Below are 22,555 nucleotides of genomic sequence, written 5' to 3'. Positions count from 1 at the left end.
GGCCCTTTTCTTAGTGAGTAGAAAGGTAGATCTCTGCCAGTTCTTCATACTGTTCATCAAAAGAACGAATATGAGAGTGAGGCATGACAGGCAAACATCCATCTGGCATTTGACGGAAATGTTGTATCGTTGCCTCAACAGCAGCCAGCAACTTCATGGCATCGTTATCAAATGGAATAACAATACCATTTTCTCCATCAATAATATCTTCAGGAGCTCCCCCCGCATCAGAGGTAATCACCCAAACATTGCGGATTAAGGCTTCGCGAACCGTCAAGCCAAAGCTTTCTTTAGATTGCGTCGGATAGAGCAGAACATCAATACTGCCATAAAATTCATCCATATTTTGCTGAGTAAATGCGGGAACAACTTCATAATTATTCAACCCGTCTAGGTCACTGTCATGAAAAGTTCTAAAGCCAAGATTCAACGTATTATCAACAATCACAACCTTGGCATCTTCAGCAGCAATATTTCTGAAAGCTTCCTTGATTAAATGATATCCCTTAATGTTGGTGTTTCCACCAACATAACCAAAGGTTATCACTTTTGAAACCTCTCGATCTTTAGTCAACTGCGGATAATTTACACCATTTTTATTCAGATGAACATTACCGAAGCCTTCACTAGCATAAAGTTGACGAGTAAATGCACTTGGCGCAAGAATTTTACTCGCCAACATCAGCGCCTTGCGTTTCTTCAGGACATAATAACTGACCGTATCTTTATCCTTCAGTTTTTCCGATTCGTGACCCTCGAAAACACCACGCAACTTGTGCTTATCGTCGAAGCTGAGAATAAACTGATGGTCATATAACCACCAATAATCATGCGCAGTGACAATTATTGGGATATCTCTTTCAGCACAGACCTCCAACATAGAAATGCCTAGGCCTTGAATAGAGTGAAAATGAACACAGTCCGGTTTGACAACATCGAGAATCTGCTTAAATGCAGGATCAATATTGTGATTCAGTATTTGTTCTTCTTCACGCAAGAAGTGAGGCAACCCAATGCCATAACAATCATGACCAAAAGCACCATAACGCCGTATATGGTATGGCATTACATAATCTTCAGAGAGGGATGTCACAACATGAATATTAATATTTCCATTGGAATCGAAACGCTTATTAAGCTCCTCTGCAACAACGGTCGCCCCACCAAATGAACGAGGGTTATAATAACAATTAACCGAGAGTATATTTTTCTGCTTAGCTGCTTTATTGCGTCTAATAAATTTATCAGCAATAACAGAAACTTGTTCTTTAGCTATATTATCCGGCGAATAATGATGCAGCACCGTCGTCTGAGCATGCGATCCAATTTCGCTTCTTAACTCAGCAGATTGAACCAACTGGAGCAGCGTCGTCTCCCACTCCACAGGGGTTTTACATAGGTAACCATTCACACCATGCTCTATAACTCGACTAAAGGTCGGCAGTGGTGAGCAAATGCTTGGTATACCAAGAATAGAGGCCTCAATAAACTTGATGTTGCTTTTGGAATAATTAAATACGTAATCTTCCAGCGGAGCCAAACTGATGTCACATTCTGCCAAAACCTTAAGATAGTCTTTATAAGGGCAAAGTTCAACGCGTTCAATCTGCGATTTCACCGCATCAAACGATGGCGGAAGTTCTAAAACCCCAATTAAACGAAAACGTACATTTTCATTATTTTTCAATACATTAAGAATAGCACTGGCTGCTTCCTGAAAATCAACATTATGTGTACTGGTTCCAGAGCCATAAACAATTCGAACAATCCCATCGGTTTCACTCGTGCGCGAAACTGGCAGGTTTTGAGCCGTAATAATAGTTTCAGGATCCAGCGCATTCTCTATCACGTAGGCGTATTTCGCGCCCGCATCGATCATTGCCTCGGCCAGATGTTGCGTGGAAGCAATCGTCCCCCGACATTTCAGCATTGCTCGCTTATAAAGGCTGGCACCTTCAAGAAGCCCATTAAATGTATTTTTATCTAGTTCATTCAAGGTCTTGCTATTAGCCAGCACGTCCCTATCAAAAATGAGATCGTCAACTTCCCAGAGAGTGGTCAGATTCAAACGTTCACATTCATCGAAAATACGATCCATACTTTCAAAAGCGGGAACGCGATAAAAGATAACTATTGAATGCGTTTGCAACGCTTCCATACACTCATTTTGCTGAGTCCAGCTTAATGCAGTGGCTTCAATCCCAAGCTTTTTGAAAAGCTCTACCTTTTGGTCAACACGATATTTGCGGCATTGGGGAATAGACATTTCAGCAATAATCAGCACTTTAGGCATCAAAACCGCTTCGGCCACAACGCCAACAGTGGCCAATTCCTTGCGTTCTATAACGTGAGAGGCAACGTGCTGTTGATTTATCAAACGTAGCCTGTCAATCACACCACGCATACCAAACTGCTTATACACTGCCATAGCCTTTTTCAGGCTATATTGAAGACCGTGTATTTTGATAACATTCTTAGAAACGACTACGCCGCGTTTTAATTTACGCAGATTCGCTACACCCGTTCGCATTGGCTGTGTGACTTTCCAACTTGTCGATGTTAATAGTGCATGGTTGTCGTGTGACAAAGAGTGCACCAACCGATCTTTCTCGGCCATACTTTGTCGGTTTACATCAACCTCTTGGCGAAGAACCTCTTCGACACTCTTGTAATAGATAATATCGCGGTTTAGCTTCTCTATTTTCGCCAGTGCTTGTTTTTTTTCCTCGAGTTGACTTTTGTTATTTTCAGTTAAGCTTTGCCATTCCATCTCAGGGAACGTCGGTAGATCGCCCCAAGGATTTTTATCCTGCACGGGGGCAACATTCAAACTACCATCAACTTTTAGGTTCCCTTTAACTACCGCTTCTTCGTCTCCGATAATAACTCGAGGACCAAGGATATTTTCTTGGGGCGATTTTTTCTTGATAATACAGAGCGAGTTGATAAATTGAACAGAATGTATATGGCTATAGTCAACCGAATCCAATGCTTCACAATTGTAATGCTGATAAAAAGGTTTTAGGTAATCATGCTCAGATTTTTCAACTCCCCAATGTTCATGGTTAGGAATATCCGCAAGTTTTTTAAGGAATGCCATTGAAGAATATGGATCATATAAACCACCTTCAAAAGCCTGCCAATAGCTACAGTGCAAATCTTCAATAATATAGTAGCCACCATCTTCCACCAGCGGAAAATAGAGAAGAAATGACTTAATAATATCAGAGGAATCATGTGAACCATCGTCAATAGCGATAGTTATTGTAGGTGTTATAGACTCTATTTTTTCTTTTACTTCTACAGTCGAAGAATTTCCGATGACAACCTGTATTTTTTTCTCTTCATACTTCAGCTGAGCGCAATTAGCATCAATGTCACAGCCAATAATATTTTTTGCATTTGGGAAATATGTATTCCAGACCTCTAATGAGCCTCCATTTTGAACACCTATCTCCATAAAGTTAACAGGGTTAAACTTAAGGTGAGACAATACTTCATGGTAAGAGGAAAGATATATAGACCATTTATCAGAAGATTTTCCATGATGCTCTTCATAGAGTTCAACTAAAGTTTTCATTTAATTTCCAGCTTCACTTCATCAAATTTAATACCAACGAGCCCCCAACGGACCTCACTAGATGAAACGTTAATGATGACAGCGTCATGCATCCAATGGTGCTGAACATGGTTATTTATATCACCATTTGCCAACGATACCATCATTGCGTATTCTCCATTTGGCAGCATCGGCAATGTGAACACATAATGCGCGGAGAAAATCTCTCCTGCACTAATTTTTTTTGGCTCACTCTGTGTAAATGGCAGAGTGTTTTCTCCAAATAATACCTGCCCCAAGCGGTCTTTTACCAAAAAACCGATTATAGGTGCATCAAAAAACTCATGTGCAACAGCTTCAATAGTCAGCTTGACTTTTTCTCCGCCTTTAAAGACATGTAGCGTATTGCCACTTGTCAATTCTGAAAATGAAACAGAAAGGATTTCGCCGGCCCCTGTTTTCCAACCTTCAGCCTCGGACAAATTTTCTCCCATGCCATACTGAGAGTTGTAATTAATGATAGATTTATCAGCAGTAACTTCTACCGTTTGAGGTTTGTCATCGACATCCCCAATTGTTTCTTTTTTAAGGCTATCCAACTTCGTTTCGTCGCCATAAACTTCCTGGAGAGTATACTGCAAATACTTTTCAGCTATACTCTTTGCTTTACCTGAAGTGACCATTTCTCCTTGATGAAGCCAGATAGCTTTATCACAAAGATTAATAACGGAGTTGGTATCATGGCTAACGAAAAGCAGTGTCCCATTCTCTTTAAACTTACGGATGAAACGCATGCATTTTTGCGTAAAGACAGCGTCGCCAACCGCTAAGGCTTCATCCACTACAAGAATATCGGCATCAACATGAGCAATTACAGCGAAAGCAAGACGGACATACATACCACTGGAGTATGTTTTTACCGGCTGATCAATATGTTCGCCAATGTCGGCAAAGGCCAGAATACTTTCATAACGCTCGCGGATCTGCTCATTGCTCAAACCATACAGTGATGCCGCCATAAAGATATTTTCATGCCCTGTGAACTCAGGGTTGAACCCGGCACCCAGCTCCAGTAGAGCCGCTATTTTTCCGTTAACTTTAACCGTACCATCTGTCGGTGTCAGAGTGCCGCAGATCATTTGAAGTAACGTTGATTTACCTGAACCATTACGACCAATAATGCCTACCGTTTCACCTTTTTTTAAGCTAAATGAGACATTCTTCAACGCCCAAAACTCACGAAATAGTTTTTTGCTTCCGCGAAAAAACATCTGCAGTAAGCGATCCTTCGGTGAGTCATAAATCTGGTAACATTTACTGAGGCCTTCTACTTCAATAATATTATCAGATGACATCAGCAAACCCCTTTCGTGTTCTTTGGAACCAGAAAAAACCAAACCATGCAATTAAAGAGCCGGAAACCAACGCTTTTACCCACGAATAAAAATCAGGGATGCGCCCCCAATACATAACATCTCGTGCTTGCTCAATAAAAACCGCCAACGGATTGAGCGAAAGAAGCGGTTTTATTTCAGCAGGCAATGCTGAAATGGGGAAAAAGATCGGAGACAGGAACATTAATACCATGGTAATTATACCAACTAGTTGACCCACATCTCGCAAATACACGCCTAATGAAGATAAAATCCAACTAAGCCCCATAACCATTAAAACCAATGGTAAGAGAATGAATGGAAGTAACAAAATCGTAGCATGTGGAACACCCACTTCAAAAATATAGAAAACCAACCAAACAGAACAACTAATAAAGAAGTGAAATAGCGCAGCCCCCATATTCACCCATGGTAATATTTCTAACGGAAATATAACTTTTTTTACATAATTGGAATTAGCAAGGATCGTAGTCGGTGCACGATTAACACACTCAGAGAAAAGATTAAATATGATAAGGCCGGAGAATAGCACTAATGCAAAAGCCGACTTAGACGTTTGTCCCTCACTCCACTTAGCCTGAAAGACAACACTAAATACAAAAGTATAAACAACTAGCATTAAAATAGGCGTAAAAAACGACCACAATAGGCCAAACACAGAACCACGGTACCGGCTGATAACTTCCCGTTTAGTTAGCGTATAGATTAAACGCTTATTTTTAAAGGTTGTGCCGAAAAGGTCTAACGTCGTTTTTACTATTGTTTTCATTCAAAAACCTCTGCATCAATAAATCGTGAGGCAGATAAATCTTTATCAGAAAGCAGGCAATTATTGGTTTCCCAACCAATATTGATATCTTTATCATTCCAAAGAATACTTCTCTCGCTTTCTTTAGCATAATAATTAGTAGTTTTATAAACGAATTCCGCAGTGTCACTCAGCGTCAAGAAACCATGGGCAAAACCTTCTGGTATCCAAAGCTGACGTTTATTCTCAGCGCTTAACTTAACACCTACCCATTGCCCGAAGGTTTTAGAATGACGTCTAATATCAACCGCGACATCGAAAACCTCACCTTCAACGCAGCGTACCAGTTTTGCTTGAGCATGAGGATTCAGTTGATAATGGAGGCCGCGTAAAACTCCTTTCGTCGATTTTGAGTGGTTATCTTGCACAAAATCGACATGACGCCCAACCGCCTCATCAAAAACTCTTTGACTGAAACTCTCAAAAAAGAACCCACGCGGATCACCGAAAACTGTCGGCTCAAAAATCAAAACATCTGGCAGCGCTGTAGCAATCACTTTCATTACACTTTCCTTCCGTTTACATCAACAGAAATTTAACAAAACCAGAAAACATAGGCGCTTCATATAGGAACAATGGAGTGCCACTTATCCAGGCCTTCACTGACGATAACCACTACTACGGATGAAGAAATATACCGATATTTTTTCACAAGCATGCATTACGGTATGAAATTATTAGTGAGTTATCGTTTAATGTTAAGCCGACGACTGAGATTTAGCCGTCGATAATCTTTCAGAACAACTTTCTGCCAAGGCTTCATATGATAAATATTGCCTTTGTACTACCGCAATATTTCGTCAAGCATCCGCTTCACACCAAGCTCCCAATGCGGCAATGTCAGGCCAAATGTTTGTTGGAATTTTTCTGTACACAAACGAGAATTTAATGGACGTACAGCTGGCGTCGGGAAGGCAGTTGTCGGTACTGCAGTAATATTGGAAACCTTAAACTCAACACCTTTTGTTCTGGCATAATCTATGACCAACGAAGCATATGCATGCCAGGTTGTTTCGCCAGAAGCTATCAGATGATACACCCCACTCACTTCAGGGCGAAGCATGGCGGTTTTAATCGCATGTGCGGTGCAGTCGGCCAGCAACTCTGCTCCCGTTGGAGCCCCAAATTGATCGTTGATCACCGAAAGAGAATCACGTTCTTGCGCCAGACGAATCATCGTACGCGCAAAGTTATTGCCTTTTGCGGCATAGACCCAGCTGGTGCGGAAAATCAGGTAGCGTGACGCATATTTCTGAATCGCCTGCTCCCCACTCAACTTTGTTTGCCCATAAATATTCAGCGGCGATGTTGGGTCGTTTTCCGTCCAAGCCGATTCGCCGCGGCCGTTGAATACATAATCAGTAGAATAATGAACCAGTAGCGCTCCGACTTCTTCTGCAGCTTTAGCTAAAGCTGCGACTGATGTCGAATTAATGAGCTCTGCCAACTCCGTTTCATTTTCAGCCTTATCCACCGCGGTATGAGCGGCGGCATTAACAATAACATGCGGCTTTACACGCCGAACCGTTTCGGCGATCCCTTTCGGATTAGTGAAGTCACCGCAATATTCTGTAGTATTGTAGTCGAGCACCACCACCTGTCCCAATGGCGCCAAGGCACGCTGTAATTCCCAACCAACTTGCCCATTTTTACCAAACAGTAAAATATTCATTTGCGCGATATCTCATCGTTGTTTAGCGCAGAAGCTGCACTAAACATTTCAAAAAATTAGCATTACTCACTATCCGTCAACGCTGTGGCATTCAGCCGCATCACAGCCATCCTACTTACAACAGTTAAGAAGAGTCATTTTTCGCCAAAAATTGTACATTCAAAGGTCAAAAAGCTCATTTAGCCACTGATTTATCGTACAGCCGGGAGTAGAATGTGTTGATGATTAGTGGGTATATCAAAAACTAAATTTCCGCGGCATTCGTCTAGTGCCAAGGAGGACAAACAATAGCAAATTTTGCTTATGTTTTTACTTTACCTAGCTATCATCCTGCCAAACGCCTACGGAACGGGGATTTCTCTTAACCCCTAAAAAAGCACGCTACCGCCCCTAGGTTTCAGCTCCCAGAGTGCTACGTGCCCGTTTATCTTCATCATTCAGCGTTCCCGCCTTCAGCTCACGCTGATTAAAGAAAAACAAAAAACCTCTTTTTAAACATAATGTTAATCATCCCGCCCCCCTAGAAAACGGGATTTTCTATGATAAATTGTACCATTTGAACCTTTCAAACACGAACTAAATACCCACAAAAAACCTTCACAAGGTTAAATATTGACCACTTGATGACGTTTGGCATTAGCGCTGAGAAACCGCAAAAAAAGCAATCAGACTTCGATGAAAGCAAAGCGATTTCTTATCGAAACAACTGTTCCCTTAAGATGAAAAGACGAATAATTCACTGCAAGTCGGAACCAATCATCCCCTTTTATCGCGATCACAGAGAGGTGTAAGTAAGCCCTTAGGAGAGATAAAAAGCTCATGCTAGGCTCTCTAAGATGTTCCAAGCAGTGCCTGCGTCTTTGCCAACCGACCATTTATTGACATGAGAAGGGAGTGTAAGTATCCCTGACCTACCCCCAGTATTAGATACAACCGTCAGTTAGCAATGTCGGCTTGTTTACTTTCACATTTTCCATTTCGCCACCGTGCTGCAAACTCTGATGGCATCTGATAATTCAGTGCCGAATGTGGACGACACTCGTTATAATCCTGCCGCCAGTCATTAATGATTTTCCTGACGTGAACGATATCGTTGAACCAGTGCTCATTCAGACATTCATCGCGAAATCGTGCGTTAAAGCTCTCAATAAATCCGTTCTGCGCTGGCCTGCCTGGCTGGATTAAGCGCAACTCAACACCATGCTCAAAGGCCCATTGATCTAGTGCGCGGCAAGTAAACTCTGGTCCCTGGTCAGTTCTTATCGTCGCCGGATAGCCCTGAAACAGTGCAATGCTTTCCAGAATACGCGTTACCTGAGCGCCTGAAATCCCGAATGCGGGGGTAATTGTCAGACACTCCTTCGTGAAGTCGTCCACACAGGCCAGGCACTTTATCCTGCGACCGGTGGCCAGTGCGTCCATGACGAAATCAATCGACCAGGTCAGGTTGGGCGCTGCCGGGCGGAGCAGCGGCAGACGTTCCGTTGCCAGTCCTTTACGACGTCGTCTGCGTTTCACGCCCAGCCCGCTGTGATGATAAAGGCGGTACACGCGCTTGTGATTAACCTGAAGGCCTTCACGGCGCAGTAACGGCCTGATGCGGCGGTAGCCAAAACGCCTGCGCTCCAGTGCCAGCTCAATAATGCGCCCCGATAAATGCGCGTCAGTCGCCGGACGCTGAGCTTCGTAGCGGCAGGTCGACAGAGACAAACCTGTAAGCCTGCTGGCACGACGTTGCGACAGACCGGTCGCATCACACATAAACTCAACGGTTCCCGCTTCTGGCCAGTCGTCAGTACTTTCGCCCCAGAGCCACCTGAAGCGCCTCCTTATCCAGCATGGCTTCGGCAAGCAGCTTCTTGAGTCTGGCGTTCTCTTCCTCAAGCGACTTCAGGCGCTTAACCTCGGGCACCTCCATACCGCCATACTTCTTACGCCAGGTGTAAAAGGTGGCGTAAGAAGTATGGCGTGCTTACGGCATAGCTCACGGGCAGAAACCCCGGCTTCAGCCTCGCGGAGGATACTGATGATCTGTTCGTCGGAAAAACGCTTCTTCTGGGGATGTCCTCATGTGGCTTATGAAGACATTACTAACATCGCGGTGTATTAATCAACGGGGAGCAGGTCACACTTCATGTATATATTAATAAAACCCCAGGTAAAATATGAGAGCCATGTCAGGCCCTTATAAAAATCTCTATAGGGGCTAGGAATTCTACATGCCCCATCGTTTTTCGTTTTATGCTTAATTAGCCTTTCATGCCTATTTATCACTATCAAGACATATCAATCAAGGTTAGCGATAACCATGTGGATTTTTGCTTTGCCAGTTCCAGGTATCGCGCATCATGTCATCGATACCCCGACTGACTTTCCAACCCAACTCCTGATAAGCCAGATCGGCGTTCGCCCAGAAAGCCGGCAGATCGCCGTCACGGCGAGGTAATATTTGGTAAGGGATCGTTACGCCGGACGCTTTTTCAAACGCCTGAACCATCGCCAGCACCGAGTGCCCTACGCCAGCCCCCAGGTTATAAGCCTTAAATCCGTTGATCTTCGGCAAATGATCCATGGCTTTCAGGTGGCCTTCAGCCAAATCCATGACATGGATGTAATCGCGCTCTCCCGTGCCGTCCTTCGTCGGATAATCTCCGCCGAAAATACCCAGCTTTTCCAACTTGCCGATAGCCACCTGTGAGATGTAAGGCAGCAAGTTATTGGGGATACCGTTAGGGTCTTCGCCAATGAGGCCGGACTCGTGAGCCCCCACTGGATTGAAGTAACGCAAAGCAATAATCGAAAATTGCGGTTCAGCCTTGGCGAAATCTAGCAGGATCTGCTCTACCATCAACTTTGATGTCCCATAAGGGCTGGTTGTCCCACCGATCGGTGTCGTCTCTACATAAGGCACTGGCGAATTGGCACCATAGACAGTGGCAGAAGAGCTAAAGATAAAGTCGTGCACGCCGGCACGACGCATAGCATCCAACAACACCAGCGTGCCGGTAACGTTATTCTGATAATACTCCAGCGGCTTGCGCGTAGACTCCCCCACCGCCTTAAGACCGGCGAAATGGATCACGGCAGTGATCTCATGAGCGCCGAAGATGCGATGCAGGCATTCGGCATCCTGAACGTCTCCCTGATGGAATACCGCGGCTTTCCCCGACAGTTTCTCCACCCGCTGCAATGACTCCGCAGATGAGTTGGACAAATTATCCAACACCACGACGTCCTCGCCACGCTCCAGGAGCGATAGCACAGTGTGTGATCCGATGTAACCAGCACCGCCGGTAACTAAAATTGCCATATCAATCCCCTTATACTTCGGCAACATGCTTGATTCTACAAAAACTCCCTCATCGATACCGGGCGCATCATACAACCTTCTGAGCCTACCATGGGGAGAGCGGTAAAAATCGCTCTCATCCTCGACTATTCAATGTATTAAGCGTTAATTTTGTGCACCGAGCAACGCCAAAATCTCGTCGGTTTTCTCTTGCATCAGTGCAACATCGGCCCGCGACTCGACATTAAGACGTACCACAGGTTCCGTATTGGAGGAGCGCAAATTGAAACGCCAGCCTGCGAACGCCATGCTGATGCCATCGGTGTAGTCAACCTCATCGGCATACGGTAAATAGTGTTGTTTAACGCTTTCGATGGACACGGCAGGCTGAGCCAGCTTGATATTGATCTCACCGGAAGACGGGTAGGCGGCAATGCGATCCTGTACCAGTTGCCCCAGCGTTTGCCCCTTCACACTGACCAGCTCAGCGACCAGCAGCCACGGGATCATGCCACTGTCACAATAAGCAAAATCACGGAAATAGTGGTGGGCACTCATCTCTCCGCCATAAATGGCGTCTTCCGCACGCATGCGTTCCTTAATGAAAGCATGGCCGGTTTTCGACATCACAGGTACGCCCCCGGCACCGGTAACCACATCGACGGTGTTCCAACTCAGACGTGGATCGTGGATGATCTTCGCGCCCGGCTGTTTCTGCAAGAAGGCCTCCGCCAGCAAGCCGACGATATAATAACCCTCAATAAAATCGCCTTTTTCATCGAACAGGAAGCAGCGGTCGAAATCGCCGTCGAACGCAATGCCCATATCAGCGCTATGCTCACGCACCGCATCGGCGGTATCCGCGCGACACTCAGGCAGCAATGGGTTGGGAATACCGTTAGGGAAAGTGCCGTCCGGTTGGTGATGCACCTTGATAAACTCCAGCGGCACGCCCCGCGCCCTCAGTTGCGCTTCAATAGCATCGATCACATGCCCCGCCGCACCGTTGCCCGAGTTGATCACCAGCTTCAATGGTTTGAAATTTTTCACGTCGACGTAGGACAGAATGTGTTCTACATAAGCCCCTAATACGTCCTGGCGAACATAGCTACCGCGCATTGCAGTCGGGGCCTGAAATTGGTTTTTCTCCGCCAGTTCTTGGATCGCCCGTAACCCGGTATCGCCGCTAATCGGCCGAGAGCCATCACGCACCAACTTCATGCCGTTGTAATCGATCGGGTTGTGGCTGGCGGTGACTTCCACGCCACCATCCGTTTTTAAATAGGTTGTGGCGAAATAGATTTCTTCGGTACCGGTTAAGCCGATGTCTATCACATCAGTGCCCGCATCCTGCAAACCCTTCGCCAGCGCCAGTTTCAGGCTTTCACTGGTTAACCGAACATCGCTGCCCAACACGATATTTTTGGGCTTCAAAAACTCGCCGTAGGCGCGTCCAATACGATACGCGATGTCCTCATTCAGCTCTTCGCCCAGCTTTCCCCGAATGTCATAAGCTTTAAAACACGTCAATTTTTGCATTACCAAACCCTATTAAACTCTGCCATAGCGATCTTGCAAACGCTCAATATCATCTTCTTCCAGATAGTGCCCCGACCTGACCTCGATCATTTCCAAATCGATTTTTCCCGGGTTTTCTAACGTATGGACACTGCCCGCAGGAATGAAGGTAGACTGATTTTCCGACAAGAAGAACTCTTGATCATCAACGTTAACTCTTGCTGTCCCACTCACGACGACCCAATGTTCGGCGCGGTGGAGATGGCGTTGTACCGACAGCCCCTCCCCTGGCCGCACAATGATTTTCTTCACCTGGAAGTGCGTGCCGCTGTCGATATCGCAAATCTTGCCCCAGGGACGATAGGCGGTGGAATGCTGGCGAAAATGATGAAGATTGCGTTTTTTAAGCTCATCAACCACTTTCTTCACATCCTGCACCTTGTCCTTGTGAGCGATCAGCAAGGCATCACTGGTGTTGACCACAACCAGGTTTTCCAACCCGATGGTCGCCACCAACGCGGACTCAGAGGAAATGTAGTTATCATTGGAATCGATTGAGATAATTTCACCCACGTTGACATTACCCAAATGATCCTTCTTTGACACTTCCCACAATGAGGACCAGGAACCGACGTCACTCCAGCCCGCATCAATAGGAATCACCACCGCGTCATGTGTCTTTTCCATCACCGCATAGTCGATGGAGTCACTAGGGCAGTGCTTGAAGATGTCTTGCTCAACCCGGATAAAATTCATGTCGCGTTGACTGTTGCTCACAGACTGCTGGGTTGTGCTGAAAATTTCAGGACTGAACTGCCGCAGTTCCTGCAGGAATTTGGCCGTCTTGAACATAAACATACCGCTATTCCAGCTGTAATCACCGCTGGCGAGGTATTCGACCGCTTTCTCCAAACGCGGCTTCTCAACGAACGAATCAACTTTGAAACATGCATTGGAAAGGTGCTCGCCACGCTTAATATAGCCATAGCCCGTTTCAGGGTGCTCAGGGATAATGCCAAACGTGACCAATTGGTTGTTTTCTGCAAACGAAATAGCCGTCTGAATAGCCGCGTGAAAATTATCCACTTTGGTGATCAGATGGTCCGCTGCCAGCACCAAAAGCATACTCTCTTCGTCTTCCTCTGCAGCAAGATGAGCGGCTAACGCCACTGCTGGGGCAGTATTACGCCCTACGGGCTCTAAAATAATATTGGTCGCTAATTGTCCAATTTCACGTAATTGTTCGGCAACTAAAAAACGGTGTTCCTCGTTGCAGATGACCAGAGGAGCAGCAACTTCGATACCGGTCAGACCCGACAAACGCTGTAACGTTTGTTGCAGCAGGCTCACCCCGCTGTCATCAATAGATAAAAACTGTTTAGGAAACGATTCTCGCGACATCGGCCACAGACGACTCCCAGTACCACCGGCCATAACCACAGGAATTAGTTTGGACATTATCTACCCTTTACTCAGCCATCGTTCTTACAAGGACGCCGCCGCACGTCAGCAGCATCACTCTAAAATTCGTACGGATATTAACCAATCGTTACACTTTGCGAAAAGCATGCATCCTTCTAACCTACCGTTCCTTAACAGAAAATTATGTATAAAAATAAACCAGGCAAGTATAAATACAGAAGGAACTACCAGCCAATAACATAACGTATTAACGCAAAAAAGAGCAGCATAGTGCTGCTCTTTCAGATTAATGCTCATAGTGAATATGTTGCTAGCGACTGCGGGCAAAATACTGCGCTACCCGCATAACATCTTTTTCATCCAACGTACCGGAGTCGCTCAGCAAGGTAATCCACGACTTGATGTAGGCGTACTTGGCGGAGGCCAGATCGCGCTGGGCGCTATAGAGCTGCTGTTCGGCGTTGAGCACGTCAACGTTGACACGTTGCCCGGCCAGCACGCTTTGCCGGGTCGCCGTCACCTGTGTGGTGGCCGATTGTACCGCCAGCTCATAGGCCGCCACCTTGGCGCGGCTGCTGATGCACAGATTGTACTGCTTGCGCAGATCGTTGAGCGTGGTGCCCGTCTGCGCATCCATCTCATACATCGCCTGGCCATAGCGCGCCGCCGCCTGCCGGGTCGACGCCGAAACGCCGCCGCCGGAATAAATAGGCATGCTGACCTGCACGCCGATGCTGTCGGTGCGATATTTCTGGTTAACCGTGTTATCGCTGCTGGAGTCGTTTTCCGAATGCGAAGCATACAGCTGAACCTGCGGCATAAAGCCCGCCCGATTCCTTTCAACGTCATACTTGGCGGCATCCACGCCATGACGCGAGGCGGCCAGCACCGGGTTATTCTCCAGCGCGATCTTTTGCCACTCTTCAAACTTGGACGGGATCAGCGGCGCCACCTTGAACTTGCCCGGCCGCAACACCTGCAATTCATCCAGCTGGTTCAGCGGCATGCCGATAATCACTTCCAATTCGCGCTGCGCGGCATCCAGCGCATCGCGCGCTTCGATGACCTGCGCTTCGGCCAGGCTGTAGCGCGCCTGGGTTTCCGATACGTCGGTAATGGTGCCTTCACCGGCGCTCATCAGGCGATCGTTCAAGGTCAGCTGTTCCTTGTAAGCCGCCTTTTGCGCTTCGGCCAACGCGATTTGATCCTTGGAATAGGCCACTTCGACATAGGCGTTAATCACCCTAACCGCAAGATCCAGCAACTTACCGCGATAGCGCTCGTCCGACATCATCGTCTGCGCGACGCCGGCTTTGTAGCGCGCGTACGCTTCATAATCGAACAGCGGCTGCGTCAGCGTGATCGAGCTGGAATAACTGCGATATTGCTGCCGCCGGGTGACCTCCGAAACATTGCCGAAAAAGTCGCTCTGCGGATATTTTTGCGTCTGCCAGTTGCGCGGCGAATTCTGATAGTTCAGCGACACTTTCGGCAGCAGCCCCGCCCTGCCGATGTTTTCGTTCTCATCTCCAGCTTCTTTCTCTTTTATAGCCGCCCGGAAAGTCGGGTCCTTTTCTAATGCCAGCGAATATGCGTCTAAAATCCCTATCGAATAAACCGGCGCAGATATCGCAAACAAAAGGGTGCCGATAACCAGACCGGCAGCCTGTCGTTTTGATTGAATCAAAATTATTCCTCGGTTAATGAAGTATGAGCGCGATCCAAAATAGGTTTAAACAGATAGCTCAGCAGCGAGCGCGATCCCGTTTTCACGAACACCTCCACCGGCATCCCCGGCTTGATGTCCTCGCCACTGAGCATCTTCATGCCCTCCGGCGAGACCGTGACCTGCATCTGGTAGTAAGGCTCGCCGTTGGCTTTGTCGACCAGGCGATCGGCGGAAACCAACGTGACCGTTCCCGGAATTTTCGGGGTTTTGTTCTGGTTGAAGGCGGTAAACATCAGATCCACCGGCAACCCGTTGTACACCTTGTCGATCAGGTCGACTTTGAGGCGAGAATCCACCACCAATGTCGCCTGGCTGGGTACAACGTCCATCAGGTGGTCACCCGCTCCCACGACGCCCCCCTGAGTGAAGATATTCAATCCGACCACGGTGCCGTCCACCGGTGAGGTGATGGCAGTGTTGCCCAGATCGAAATCGGCCATTTGCAGCTTATTGCGAAACTCGCTGGCGTCCATTTGGGTTTGCGCCAGTTGCGTTCTGACCTCGCGCTGATAGTCGGCGAAACGCTGATCGATACGCTGCTGAGATTCCTGCAGCTGCTTTTGCAGCTGGCCAATCCGCCCGACGGTTTCATCGATGCTGCTGTTCACCTCGGCAAACTGACGCTGCACTTCCAGGTAGCGGTTGCGCGGCAGGTAGCCGTCCGCCGCCAGTTGCTTCATGCTGTTCATCTGCTCACGCAGGCTGGAAAGTTGAATCTGCTTGTTGGCGCGCGAATCCTGCAGGCCTTTCAATTGGAAACGAATCCCGTCCATCGACTGCTTATAACCGTCAATTTCACTTTGCAGCCCCTGGCGGCGGGAGGCAAACAGCTGCGTTTGCAACGCGATGATTTCAGCCACGCGCGGCTGAGTTTTGATCTGGGCAAAAATAGGGGAAAAAGTGACGTTGCTCAGACCGTCGCGCTCGGCGAGTAAACGCCCTTCGGTGGCCAGCGTGGTGTAGTACTGGTCGCGCAGGGAATCGACCTGCGCCTGTGCCTGCACCTGGCTCAACTGCACCAGGACTTCACCGGCTTTCACCTTGTCGCCGTCTTTCACCGCGATATTCTTGATGATGCCGCTGGCCGGGGCCTGCACCGTTTTGCGGTTGCCGGAAACGGTTACCGATCCCGGCGATGCCACCCCTTTATCCAGAGGCGCGAACGCTGCCCAGGCCAAAAATCCGAACAGACCAATTCCCACCACCAGCCAGCCCATCCGGGTAAACCGCCGTTCATCCTGCGGGATCTCTTCAATATACGAGTCTTGCGGCTCGCCAATGTGCGTCGACATACCAACTCCTTTAAACTGCGGACGGCAATAAAGCCGCCAGGCAATTCACGGCTTAATTAATTTGCGTTTTCGGGATATTGCCTTCATCCGGCTCGGAATTTACCGCCCTCACCGCTTGCTGAGGCGGTTGCGCCTGCGCTTTTTGCGCATTGGCTAACGCCTGAAGCACTTGTTGAGTCGGGCCGAATGCGTTGACGTTGCCATTAACCAGGAGCAACAGCTTGCTGGTCATCGACAGCAAATTGGTGCGATGGGTAATCAGAACCACCGTTTTATTACGTTGCTTGAGGAACATAATGGCCTGGTTCAACGCTTTCTCGCCCGCATCATCCAGGTTGGAGTTAGGCTCATCCAATACCACCAGCGAAGGGTCGCCATACAATGCGCGCGCCAGGCCGATACGCTGTTTCTGTCCACCGGACAGCCCAGCGCCACCGCTGCCAAGCACCGAATCGTAGCCGTTAGGGAAACGCAGGATCAGTTCGTGCACGCCGGCCAGCTTGGCGGCTTCAATGACTTTCTCTGAGTCGATATCGTTAAAGCGGGCGATATTCTCGGCGATAGTCCCGGCAAACAGCTCAATGTCCTGTGGCAGATAGCCGATATACGGCCCCAACTCATCCTTGTTCCACTGATAGATGTCGGCATTATCCAACCGAACAATCCCTTCGCTGACCGGCCAAATGCCGACCAGCAAACGCGCCAGCGTCGATTTCCCCGATGCGCTCGGGCCAATGATCCCCAGCACGTCACCGGGTTGGATGGTAAAACTCACGTTATGCAATACCGCATCGCCTTGGGATCCCGGCGGCGTGGCGGTGACGCCTTCTACGGCCAGCACCCCTTCCGGGCGCGGCAAGGACATGCCGGTACCCCGTTGCGGATGCGTTTCCAGCAGCTTGACCAACCGGCCATAAGAAAGCTTCGCCGCGCTGTAGCTCTTCCAGACGTTAATAACCTGCTCAATCGGCGCCAGGGTTCGCCCCATCAGAATGGAACCGGCGATCATCATACCGGGCGTGATGTGCCCATCGATCGCCAGCCAGCCCCCCAGCCCCAGCACCAATGATTGCAGCGACATGCGCACAAACTTGGTGATCGACGTGACCCGCGATGCGCGTTCGCTGGCGATGCGCTGACTGTTCAAGAACCGCTGGTGCAGACCGAACCACCGGCGTTTCAGGTTGGGCAACATCCCCAAAGCTTCGATCACTTCGGCATTGCGCAGATTGGTGCTGGCCAGCGTCCCGGACATAATCGACAGCTTGCTGGCTTCCGCCAGCGGCTTTTTCGACACCATTTCGTTGATCACCGCCAATGCGATCAGCAACAGCGCACCGACCAGAGCGAAAAGCCCCAACCAAGGGTTAAAGAGGAATATCACCAACAGATAGATTGGAAACCACGGCGCATCAAAGAAGGCGAACAGCGCGCTGCCGGTGAGGAATTGGCGCAGATTGGTCAAATCGCTCAGCATCTGGCCGGCATCAGACGAGCCGTTTTTCAGATTCGCCTCGTAGGCCGCGGTATAGACTCGCGTGTTGAGCCGCATATCCAGCTGGCTGCCGATACGGATCACCACCATGCTGCGCACGTATTCCAACAGCGACATCATGCCGAACATGCCCAGCATGATCAGCGTCAGCATCAACAGCGTGATTTCATTGCGAGAAGGAAGCACCCGGTCATAAACCTGGAGCATATAGATAGAAGGAACTAGCATTAATAAATTAATAAATGCGGTAAATATGCCAACGGTCCAGAAAACCTTGCTGCGAGTCCGTATAACATCCGCAATTTCATTGCGCGGTATAAATTGGTTCACTTTCTGCCCTTACATCATGTGCACTGTCAGTCAAAATCCGCATTGGACTCTTATAAGGAAAATCCTAAAAAGGGAAAAATAAAATAAATCCTAAATAACCCCACCCCAGACATGCTCGAGACTGCAGATACTTTTCCTAACTATAGGTAGAGAAAGCGGATACCAGCAAGGCCGTAAGCAAAAAAAATCGCATCACAAACCACAGAAAAAAACAAATGAAAACAGTGAGGTAAATTACAGGCGGGGCAAAGCGGGTTTAGTACGAAAGGGAATAAATTAGAGATAATGACGTAGTTCACAAATTTCAAAGAATACGGGGTGTTTATACACCCCGTATTCTTTATTGACTAACAGTTTCAATGGGAATTATAACCCACTGGAATTCATACTTACGCGTAGTGCAGCGTATCCACCAATTGCTGGTGGTTTTGCCCAGTCAGGTATACCACGGTATCGTTGAGGTCCAGCGAGTGGTTATCGTTGTTGTCGATAATCACGTAAGAGCTGGCAGTGTTACCGCCACCGCTGAATACAACGGATGCCACACCCACTTTCGACGTCAGCGAGTTGCTGCTATCCAGGCCAAGAATACCGCCCAGCAGGCCGATAACGCCATTGGTCAAACCGCCCACCAGTGTCCCCAACAATGCATCCAACGTGTCGGCAGAACGCGTACCGTAGTTCGCTACCGCGGTGCCGCTGGCGTCATCGGAGATAGTCAGGCCGCCATGGTTCACGTCGACAATCGAGTCCTTGAGGCTATTAAAGTCCTTGATGGTCACACCCGCCTGCGTGTTACTGGCTTTGATGTCGTAGGTGTTGGCACCTGCGCCGCCGGTCAGCGTGGTGTTGCCAATCACGCCCAGAGTATCGGCAGCACTGGAGCCTTCTACGGTCATTTGGTAACCGTTCAGGCCCAACGCCGTCAACACCGGTGCCAACAGGTTGGTGGTGACAACGCTCAGCGGCAGAATGTTCAGCAACTGAATGATGATACCGTCACCGGTACCGCCATGGCTGGAGTCGAGATTCAGCCCCGCTGTATTGGTGGACGCATTGATATCACGCACGTTGCTGAAACCGCTGCCCACCGTCAGATCCAGCGCGTGATCACCGGTCACGTTGATGGTCTGAACCTGCGCATTGGTGCCGGCCAATGACAGAATATTGTCAAAGCTGCCGGTACCGCCCGAGGCCACGTTAACTGTACTCAATGCAGTACCGCCAATCAGGCTGCTGCTGCTGTTGAGGGTGATGGCACCGGCGTTCACATTGGCGGAACTCACCGCATCGAAGTTGATGTCGAAGTGATTGGTGGCGTTCTGGACAAAGGTGAAGTTCAGCGTGCTGGCAGCGGTCGCGTCCCCTTTCACTGCCAACTGCGCGGCGTTGCCGCCGGCGGCGTTGATGACGTTGACGTTAGCCAGACCGGAGACCACAAACCCCTGAGTGCCCAGATTGGTGGCCGCTGCGTTCTGCGTAACCGTGCCGCCGGTGGTGCCTTCGACCGTGGACGTGCCGTTGGTCAGGCCAAAGTCAAAGGTGTTGTTTGGCGTGGTCACGCTGGTGGTAGTCGGTGAACCGATCAGCGGCGTCGTAATCAGCGTGCCGACGGACTTGCCGATATAGCCGGTCAGGTCGATCTGCTCGAAGTTCGAGAAGTTGTTGGCGTTGCTGGTCACGGTGCTGGTACGAACGCCCAGGGCGTTTTGGTTGGTCACCACGGTTTTGGTGATGAAGTTGGCGGAGATGGAGTCCGTACCCGCGCCGCCATTAGCGGAGATGCCGGCGCCGACGGTGTTGGCTGCGCCGGTTGCCGCATTCCCCGCCCATTTCAGCGAGTCGTTGCCGTTGCCAAGGTTAAAGTCGCCGGTGCCCGTGGCGATATTGGCCGTCGACGTTACGATGACATCATCATTCCCGGAACTGGCGTTCAGAATCACGTTGCCATTGTTAACGGTAATATCGACACCGGGGTTAACACCGTTGTCAGACAGGTTGACCGTTGCTGCGCTGGTGCCGTTGATGGTCAGATTCGCCAGGTGATCGGCGAACTTCAGGTTCACGATGCTGGCGGCATTGGCGTTCAGTTGCACATCCGTCAACACTGCCGTTTCGGCATTGCTAATTTGGTGAGATGCGCCAGTGTTGACGGTGCCTGTCGCGTTGCCGCCGGCGGCCGTTGCCGTCAGAGACGCCGCGGTTTTGTACAGCAGGCTGGTACCGATATCGTATTCAAAACCATGCTGCTGGGTTACAGTCGTGGCGTCAGTGGCCGTTGAGTTGCGGAGGTCGTTTATGATGGCCAACGTGATAGCCGTTTTATCCGTGCCCAGAGCAATATACGGCGCGAGCTGTGCGGCAGTACCGGCAACGCCGTGCACATCAGTATAAATCAGCTGAATATAGTCGCTTAAAGTAATGCCTTTAGGGAAATGAATGCCAAATTCACGAGAAACCAAAAATTCTTTAATGATCCCGTCGTAATTTTTTGCTCCTCGCTCCAGTTGCCTTGTATAGCTGCTCAACCCCAGTGCATCAATTTGGCGATCAAAAACAGATAAGTAAAGAGATGCAAGTTGCTCTTTGTTGGTCATGCTTGCCGGCAAATAACCATCATTATAACTTGGAGAACTAAGCACAAGTTTTTGCTTGGCAGCTAAATCGGAACCCGATGTTATAGCTTTCAATGTGTCATATACATTAACAATCACTTGAGCTCTACTAGCCCCAGATGAGAGTTCATTAAGATAGGTATTAAGCTCAGTAGCCGTTGGATCACGTAAATAGCCAGCTTTAAAAATACTTTTGACAAAATTAGTTGCAGTAGCAGTAATCAAGCCAGGACGAAGTTGCAGTAAAGCAGTTGCAGCGTCAGTTTCAGTCGCTGTGCCCCCGTTGATCCCAGTGCCAATGGATTGCAAGATAGCATCAGTGGGGTAAGTCCCCATGATATAAGCAATCCCTTTAACTGTAGTCCCCCCTAAACCTGTCGCAGCACCATCTCCCGCATAGAGAGCAGTATTCAAAATTTGTTGAAAAGCTTGCTGCTGAGATAATAAAGTACTATCAAACCCGTTATAAGTAACCAGGCTAATAGTAAGTGATGCAATATTTTGCGCCACCGTGTTACCGTTAGTCAAATACCCCGACAGAACAGCTGCTGTAGGAGCAACACCATAAGCCTTGGTATATACGGCAGTTAAAATATCGGAATCCGATTTCCCGGCATAAAGAGCTTGCCCATCGGGTGATGTCAGTACAGAGTTAACAAAATCACTCGTTGTTTGCAGGCCATACTGGATATTTTGGCCCTGAATGTCAAAAAAAGCCCCACTGGGTTTCTGACCCAGTATAGCGTAATACATCGCAACAACATTTGTTTGAACTGCTAAAGAAGCCATAAAACCCCCAATCATTCAATATGATGGACGATAAAGAACAAAAAAGACAACCACGATTAACAGTTTAAGTTAAGTACAGCTTCTTTTTGCTGTCAAGAATTAAAAATAATAAATTTCCTATATAAAATCAAAAAGATAATAACGTATTTCACGATAATTAAAAAAGAGAGTCAACAATTAACAGAACGACATAAAAACAGAACAAAATCAAATAAAACAGACACATACAAAAAAAATAAAGAACAAACCGTGTCTGACCTCATTCTAAAAAATAAGCTCAGCCCACATAATTAAAAATATTATATATTATGAAATTAACTACAAGGCATCGTAAAAACATTTATTAAAACAGAACGTGGAAATATTATTAATGAAAATATCTAGTATGAAGAACAATCCTTGGGTGGACAGAGGTACTAAATTTCTTCTTCTCTCTTACAACGAGGTGTGTCAGCCAAAAGAAACCTAGCCATATATAACAATTGGAAAAGGTTTATGAGCAATGAGGAAACAAAACGACAGCGCCTATTATGACTCGAAGGCAAAAATCAGCCGCAGAAGGACGAATGTCAGGTTCGGCTTTAGACATCGCCAGATTCAAAAAAGATCATCTGTCACTGGCAGAGCCTGCGTGATGCGAGGG

12 protein-coding genes and 2 pseudogenes are annotated in these 22,555 nt (G+C 48.1%); all 14 read right to left on the bottom strand.

Annotated features, from left to right (window positions below):
• Positions 1-10 precede the first annotated feature (10 nt).
• Positions 11-2,404 carry a glycosyltransferase gene (locus ACJ8PI_RS03675; protein WP_406822917.1) on the bottom strand — a complete coding sequence of 798 codons (2,394 nt, stop codon included), beginning with the start codon at positions 2,402-2,404 and terminating at the stop codon, positions 11-13.
• Positions 2,405-3,169: 765 nt separating this feature from the next.
• A pseudogene (locus ACJ8PI_RS03670) lies at positions 3,170-3,580 on the bottom strand (CmcI family methyltransferase); the annotation flags it as partial.
• Positions 3,577-4,914 (bottom strand): ABC transporter ATP-binding protein, encoded by a 1,338-nt coding sequence (locus tag ACJ8PI_RS03665; protein WP_047568462.1) that lies wholly within the window; start codon positions 4,912-4,914, stop codon positions 3,577-3,579. The pseudogene ACJ8PI_RS03670 and the gene ACJ8PI_RS03665, both read right to left, overlap by 4 nt.
• A complete protein-coding gene (locus tag ACJ8PI_RS03660; protein ID WP_072021573.1) occupies positions 4,904-5,722 on the bottom strand; it encodes an ABC transporter permease in 819 nt (272 codons plus the stop codon). The genes ACJ8PI_RS03665 and ACJ8PI_RS03660 overlap by 11 nt, the downstream gene beginning before the upstream one ends.
• Positions 5,719-6,264: a dTDP-4-dehydrorhamnose 3,5-epimerase gene (gene rfbC, locus ACJ8PI_RS03655; protein WP_126192420.1), complete on the bottom strand. Its 546-nt coding sequence runs from the start codon at positions 6,262-6,264 to the stop codon at positions 5,719-5,721. The genes ACJ8PI_RS03660 and rfbC overlap by 4 nt, the downstream gene beginning before the upstream one ends.
• Before the next feature lie 281 nt (positions 6,265-6,545).
• Positions 6,546-7,433, bottom strand: a complete 888-nt coding sequence (rfbD, locus tag ACJ8PI_RS03650; protein ID WP_164134078.1) for a dTDP-4-dehydrorhamnose reductase — start codon at positions 7,431-7,433, stop codon at positions 6,546-6,548.
• 936 nt (positions 7,434-8,369) lie between these two features.
• Positions 8,370-9,488, bottom strand: a pseudogene (locus ACJ8PI_RS03645) (IS3 family transposase); the annotation flags it as partial.
• Between the two features lie 241 nt (positions 9,489-9,729).
• Complete coding sequence (galE, locus tag ACJ8PI_RS03640) at positions 9,730-10,743, bottom strand: UDP-glucose 4-epimerase GalE (protein WP_164134077.1); 1,014 nt, start codon at positions 10,741-10,743, stop codon at positions 9,730-9,732.
• Between the two features lie 144 nt (positions 10,744-10,887).
• Positions 10,888-12,261, bottom strand: coding sequence for a phosphomannomutase CpsG (gene cpsG / locus ACJ8PI_RS03635; protein WP_074027345.1), 1,374 nt, complete (start codon positions 12,259-12,261; stop codon positions 10,888-10,890).
• Between the two features lie 12 nt (positions 12,262-12,273).
• Positions 12,274-13,698 carry a mannose-1-phosphate guanylyltransferase/mannose-6-phosphate isomerase gene (locus tag ACJ8PI_RS03630; protein WP_164134076.1) on the bottom strand — a complete coding sequence of 475 codons (1,425 nt, stop codon included), beginning with the start codon at positions 13,696-13,698 and terminating at the stop codon, positions 12,274-12,276.
• 274 nt (positions 13,699-13,972) lie between these two features.
• Positions 13,973-15,349: a TolC family outer membrane protein gene (locus ACJ8PI_RS03625; RefSeq protein ID WP_016928415.1), complete on the bottom strand. Its 1,377-nt coding sequence runs from the start codon at positions 15,347-15,349 to the stop codon at positions 13,973-13,975.
• Positions 15,350-15,351: 2 nt separating this feature from the next.
• Positions 15,352-16,683 carry an HlyD family type I secretion periplasmic adaptor subunit gene (locus ACJ8PI_RS03620; protein ID WP_033637755.1) on the bottom strand — a complete coding sequence of 444 codons (1,332 nt, stop codon included), beginning with the start codon at positions 16,681-16,683 and terminating at the stop codon, positions 15,352-15,354.
• 52 nt (positions 16,684-16,735) lie between these two features.
• Complete coding sequence (locus tag ACJ8PI_RS03615) at positions 16,736-18,508, bottom strand: type I secretion system permease/ATPase (protein WP_101427980.1); 1,773 nt, start codon at positions 18,506-18,508, stop codon at positions 16,736-16,738.
• A gap of 389 nt (positions 18,509-18,897) precedes the next feature.
• Positions 18,898-21,912: a DUF4214 domain-containing protein gene (locus ACJ8PI_RS03610; RefSeq protein WP_164134075.1), complete on the bottom strand. Its 3,015-nt coding sequence runs from the start codon at positions 21,910-21,912 to the stop codon at positions 18,898-18,900.
• Positions 21,913-22,555: the final 643 nt, after the last annotated feature.

Origin of the sequence: Serratia sp. CY82433, from assembly GCF_052166535.1 — a bacterium.
In the GTDB taxonomy this organism is placed as follows: Bacteria; Pseudomonadota; Gammaproteobacteria; order Enterobacterales; family Enterobacteriaceae; genus Serratia; species Serratia sarumanii.
The sequence above is the reverse complement of the archived record's forward strand: the minus strand, read 5'-3'. Positions and strand labels throughout refer to the sequence as shown.

Coding starts and splice junctions, on each gene's coding strand:
- ACJ8PI_RS03675 (WP_406822917.1), bottom strand. CDS start 2,404: ATGCGTGGTGTGATTGACAGGCTACGTTTGATAAATCAACAGCACGTT.
- ACJ8PI_RS03665 (WP_047568462.1), bottom strand. CDS start 4,914: ATGTCATCTGATAATATTATTGAAGTAGAAGGCCTCAGTAAATGTTAC.
- ACJ8PI_RS03660 (WP_072021573.1), bottom strand. CDS start 5,722: ATGAAAACAATAGTAAAAACGACGTTAGACCTTTTCGGCACAACCTTT.
- rfbC (WP_126192420.1), bottom strand. CDS start 6,264: ATGAAAGTGATTGCTACAGCGCTGCCAGATGTTTTGATTTTTGAGCCG.
- rfbD (WP_164134078.1), bottom strand. CDS start 7,433: ATGAATATTTTACTGTTTGGTAAAAATGGGCAAGTTGGTTGGGAATTA.
- galE (WP_164134077.1), bottom strand. CDS start 10,743: ATGGCAATTTTAGTTACCGGCGGTGCTGGTTACATCGGATCACACACT.
- cpsG (WP_074027345.1), bottom strand. CDS start 12,261: ATGCAAAAATTGACGTGTTTTAAAGCTTATGACATTCGGGGAAAGCTG.
- ACJ8PI_RS03630 (WP_164134076.1), bottom strand. CDS start 13,698: ATGTCCAAACTAATTCCTGTGGTTATGGCCGGTGGTACTGGGAGTCGT.
- ACJ8PI_RS03620 (WP_033637755.1), bottom strand. CDS start 16,683: ATGTCGACGCACATTGGCGAGCCGCAAGACTCGTATATTGAAGAGATC.
- ACJ8PI_RS03610 (WP_164134075.1), bottom strand. CDS start 21,912: ATGGCTTCTTTAGCAGTTCAAACAAATGTTGTTGCGATGTATTACGCT.